4 protein-coding genes are annotated in these 5062 nt (G+C 47.2%); 3 read left to right on the top strand and 1 reads right to left on the bottom strand.

Annotated features, from left to right (window positions below; translation table 11 throughout):
- The 3 genes from ACOJS8_RS16265 to ACOJS8_RS16255 all read left to right on the top strand — a co-directional run.
- Nucleotides 1-515, top strand: a 515-nt coding sequence (locus ACOJS8_RS16265) for a sensor histidine kinase (protein ID WP_420149600.1), incomplete at its 5' end; no start/stop codon positions are given.
- A gap of 12 nt (nt 516-527) precedes the next feature.
- On the top strand, nt 528-1271 hold the full coding sequence (locus ACOJS8_RS16260) for a LytR/AlgR family response regulator transcription factor (protein WP_420149599.1): 744 nt from the start codon (nt 528-530) through the stop codon (nt 1269-1271).
- 89 nt (nt 1272-1360) lie between these two features.
- Nucleotides 1361-2644 carry a Gfo/Idh/MocA family protein gene (locus ACOJS8_RS16255; protein WP_420149598.1) on the top strand — a complete coding sequence of 428 codons (1284 nt, stop codon included), beginning with the start codon at nt 1361-1363 and terminating at the stop codon, nt 2642-2644.
- A 61-nt stretch (nt 2645-2705) separates the two neighbouring features.
- On the opposite strand, the gene ACOJS8_RS16250 is transcribed toward ACOJS8_RS16255, so the two are convergent.
- Nucleotides 2706-5062: two-component regulator propeller domain-containing protein (locus tag ACOJS8_RS16250; RefSeq protein WP_420149597.1), on the bottom strand; the 2357-nt coding region annotated here is incomplete at its 5' end.

The following is a 5062-nucleotide window of genomic DNA, read 5'->3' as shown; positions in this document are numbered from 1 at the left end:
TAGTGCTCAAGCTTTCCGAACTACTACGTTATATGCTTTATGAATGTAACGCTCCGGAAGTGCTGCTGTGGAAAGAACTGGAGTTTATTCGTAACTACGTTGATCTGGAGCAGCTTCGCTACGGCGAACGACTGGATCTGTCACTGACAATTTCTGGTGAGTATCAGCACAAACGCATTGCCCCTCTGCTACTGATTCCTTTTCTGGAAAATGCCTTTAAACACGGAACAAGCGAGCAACGTGAGCAAGCCTGGATGCATATTGACTTATCCGTTCAGGGCCAAACGCTTAAATTTAAACTTATCAATAGCCGGGAAGCTATGCCACACGACGATACGTATATTGGCGGAATTGGCTTGCAAAACGTAAAAAAACGACTGCAATTGTTATACCCCGATTGCCACGACCTACGTATCACGGCTGAAGATGAGACGTTTATGATATTTCTGACCCTCGAATTGTCGCCAGTAGCAGATACCGTCGAAAAAGCAAATCAGCTAGCAGCAATAGCGTAACCCTTTACCACAATGTCTCCAATACGTTGTCTACTGGTTGATGATGAACCGCCCGCGCTGACCGTTATCGAATCGCATATCAGCATGATTGACGATTTGTTAATCGTAGGCACGTGTCATAATGCCATTCAGGCTTTTAGTGTCCTGCAATCTACGCCGGTCGATTTAATGTTTTTGGACATTAAAATGCCTAAGCTTCTCGGCACCGATTTCGTGCGCAGCTTACGCCAGCCACCCAAAGTAATTTTTACGACGGCCTACCGCGATTACGCGCTGGATGGTTTCGAACTGGACGTCGTTGATTATCTGCTGAAGCCGATTTCGTTCGAACGATTTCTGCGAGCGGTTTCCAAGGTGATGCGTTCTGAATCCACCCTGAGTAATTCGCTGCAACCTGACGTATCATCGGCGGTGGAGAAAGCAGCGGAGTCTTCAACTTCTTTTTTGTATTTCCGGTCCGATCGTAAGATGGTGAAGGTTTTTATTCGTGACATTCTTTACGTTGAAAGCCTGAAGGATTACGTAAAAATTGTCACTACGTCAGCCAGACCCCTGGTTGTCAAACAAAGTATCAGTTCGCTGGAGGAAATGCTGCCGGACAATGGATTTCTGCGCATACACCGCTCCTATATTGTCGCCATTGATAAAATAACAGCTTATACGCCTACTTACGTCGACGTTTCGGGTCAGGAGCTTCCGATTGGTCGATTGTATCACAAAGAAGTAGGGCAACTACTAAAAATAGGAACGGAGTAAGTTTCAGATACGGCGGGAACAGTAGATTTTTGAGGACAGCGCCTATTTATTGACAATCAGCAACGTAGCAGTGTTCTCCTGATTCTACTATGACACTCCAATCCAATCGTCGGGAATTTCTGAAACAAAGCAGTGCAGCCGCGCTCAGCATGGCTTTGTTCCCTAATCTGAAGCGAAAAGTAGCCCCCAGTGATCGAGTGCGTGTTGCCCATATTGGCTTAAATGGCATGGGAACCAATCACTTAAACTGGTTTGCCAAATTACCCGAAGTGGAAGTAGTTGGTTTGTGCGATCTGGATGAGACGCATCTTAATAAAGCCCTCAATACGTTACAGACGCTTCAACCGAACACAACTGCAAAGACCTACGCTGATTTCCGGTATCTGCTCGACCGTAAGGATATCGATGCCATCACCTGCGCCACGCCCGACCATTGGCACGCTCAGATTGCAATTATGGCTTTTCAGGCGGGAAAAGACGTTTATGGCGAGAAACCCTTGTCGTACAGCGTTCGGGAAGGACAAAAAATGTTGAAAGCCCTGAACCGTTACGACCGTATTTTTCAACTCGGCACGCAAATTCACGCAGGCGATAATTATCACCGTGTGGTCGAAATTATCAAAGCTGGTGCTATCGGGAAAGTACATACGATTCGGCTCTGGAAAACAGGGTTCCCACCCGTGCTTGGCCCAGCCAAATACCAAACGCCACCTGCTACCTTAAACTGGGACATGTGGCAGGGGCCCGCGCCGGTTTCGCTCTACACGCCTGAACGATGCCATTTTACGTATCGTTACTTCCTGGATTATTCGGGCGGCATTTTTCAGGACTTCTGGTGCCATATCGCCGACGTAGTATGGTGGTCGATCAATCCAACGGGCCTGAAACGGATCAGCGCCAAAGGCGAAGCGCCGGAAGGTATTGGCGATGCTCCTAAACGGATTGACATTGACTACGAATTTGACGGACTGAATCTGTACTGGACGAGCACTCCACCCAACGTAGCGGGCGCTGAAAAACGAGGAATCGGGGCCTATTTTGAAGGTGACAAAGGCACACTACTCTGCGATTACAACACGCGTGAGATTACGATCAATGGCGTAACCATGACCGACATCGCCGAAATTCCCATTACGCTTGAACGGTCGCCGGGGCATCAGCAGAATTTTATCGACGCCGTCAAATCGCGGAAGCAACCCGAATCGAATCTGGCTTATGCCCGCCAGATGACGTTACCAATGCACCTCGGCTTAATCTCTTACCGGCTTGGTCAGCCACTGGAATGGAATGCCAAAAAAGAAAAGTTCAGACATAATCCTGACGCCAACGCGCTTCTATCGAGGTCGTATCGAAAAGACTGGAATTTGATATAATGTTTCTTGCAGGATAAACCGGGTTATTTTCGTTCGCAACCCTATTGGAGAAAACTCGTCTTTAGTACTTCATCATAAACTCGCTCAGGTTCGTATCGGCATCCAGATTGAGTTTTTTTCGCAGTCGGTACCGTTTTAACTCAACGCTTCGGTGCGTAATATTTAGCAGTTGGGCAATTTCCTTCGTCGATAAATTCATACGCAGATAAGCCGCCAGCTTCAGATCGCCCTGACTCAGATCGGGATAGTTCTCGATAAGATGCTTTAAAAACTGCTCGTGAACTTTGTTGAAATTTGCTTCGAAAAGCTTCCAGTCCTGCTCACTCGAAATGTTCGCATCAATGAGCCCGTTGATACGCTGAAAATCTTCCGTCGATACGCGATTACCTGAGCGGCTTTTTAACCGATCCAGTTCTTCTTTCAACTGCACCAGCAATTCATTTTTTTGAATTAACGACATGGTTGAATTCGCTAACTCTTCCGATTTTTGAATCAGGCCTTGCTCCAGTTGCTCTTTTTGCAGCAAAATAATTTCGCGCTGATTCTGTTCTTCCTGCCGACGGAGTTTCTCATCCATGCGTTTCTGCTGGGCGGCAATCCGACGAAGGTGCAACTGGTAAAACAGCCAGATCAAAGCGGCCAGCAAGGCCATATAGATCAGTTTACTCCAGCCTGTCCAGTACCAGGGCGGTTGAATATCGAACGCTATTGTGCTTTCCTGCGGATTCAAATTCGATTTAAGGTGAAATACGTAGTGGCCCGGTGGCAGATTGTTGAATTCTCTTTGATACGTAGCCACATAAGGCGACCAGTCTCTTGTGCCATTTTCCAGCCAATAGCTGTATTTAACCGGGCGAGCAGAATAGGGTGTAGCGAACGTAATAAGCAGATTATCCTGCTGGTACGAGAACGAAAGTGCCGTTGGTACAGAATCCTGCTGGAAAGTATATTTTATATTCGGATTATCAACGACTGAAATCATCCGAATAAGTGGCCTGGGTGATGTTCCGGTGCTAATCTGAGTCAGTTCACTACGTGTCAGCAAGGCAAACCCGTTTTCCTGGCAGAAAGCAATATAATTCGAATCGAGGGCAATAACGTTTTCTGACTCTTCTGCCCAGTGCGTAGCCTTCACCGGAATATCATTGACCAGTTGTCCGCCTTCTTTCGCCCAGCTTAACGAGCCATCCTGACGTAGTATAAACACACCAGACTCGTTCATTGGAAACAGCTTCCGGATAGCCAATCCAGCCCAGGAATACGTCGGTCGTGCTGAAATAAATGTATCGGTAGCGTTATCGTAGATCAGTACGCCTTTTGACGAGGTAACCGCGATACGATGTTGAAGCCGGTAGAGATCCAGAGCAGGACCACCGAAGTTAGCATCGCTATACGTCCTGTTAGTTTCAACACGTCGTAAATCTGCCGACAAGCGCAATCGTTGAATACCCTGGCTGGGAGCTTTGTTTACCCAGATCATACCAGAATCGTCTTCCTCCAGCTGTCGGACTGGTGCCGAAAACCCAGCAACAGCATGATCAAACACCCACAAGCCGGAAGCGTCCTTACGATAAACACACAGGTTTGTATACGTTCCCTGGATGAGATAATCCGGATGACGTTTTAATCGGCGTAATACCCAGCCACCCGTAACCGGACAAATCAAACGAGCCTGATTGCCTTTGATGCGGAACGTGCCTTTGTTATGACCGCACAACAGTTGATTATCCACAACGGTTAAGTCCCAAACCTGTCCCTGCGTTTCGGGTATCAGTTGAAAAGGGATTTCGTTACGGTTCAATGGCTTGAAATAAACTCCCTGATTCGTACCAACATACAACGTATCGTCGTAGCGGGCCATATCGTAAAAAGTGCCCAATTCGCCCTCCGTATCCGTAAAATACCGGACAGGCAAAGCTAGATTGATGAGATTAATTCCTTTATCTAATCCTACCCATAAATTCCCGTCGTCACTCTGACACATCGACAGAACAGTGCTGTTCTGTAGCCCATTTTTTTGATTGAAGTGGTACCGGATTTGTCCCGTTGCATCAGTAATTACTACGCCATTTAGCAGCGTACCAAATGCGTACAGATCAGCTCCAATGCGTGTACCACGATTCAGCCTGTTTTGCCGAATAAACGAATTAAGCAATTGGTTGAAAGGCTCGAACCGTTCGCCGTTATACCGATAGATAGCGCGCTCGGTGCCAATCAGCATGTTTTTATCGTCCACAGGCAATATACAGTGAACCGTTTCATCGCCCAGAAACTCGCTGCCCTTCACCGGAACGTAACGATCATTTTGCAGTTCGTAAAGGCCCTTTCCTATAACTTGCAGCCACAGTCGTTGGTGAACCTGATAAACAAAAAGTACCGTTGCGGGGGGCGGCAACAAGGTAACTTTTCCCTTACTAT

The sequence above is a fragment of the Spirosoma sp. genome (assembly GCF_048594605.1).
Taxonomy (GTDB): domain Bacteria; phylum Bacteroidota; class Bacteroidia; order Cytophagales; family Spirosomataceae; genus Spirosoma.
The sequence above is the reverse complement of the archived record's forward strand: the minus strand, read 5'-3'. Positions and strand labels throughout refer to the sequence as shown.

Excerpts from the sequence above, each read along its gene's own strand:
- ACOJS8_RS16260 (WP_420149599.1), top strand. The coding sequence starts at position 528 with ATGTCTCCAATACGTTGTCTACTGGTTGATGATGAACCGCCCGCGCTG.
- ACOJS8_RS16255 (WP_420149598.1), top strand. The coding sequence starts at position 1,361 with ATGACACTCCAATCCAATCGTCGGGAATTTCTGAAACAAAGCAGTGCA.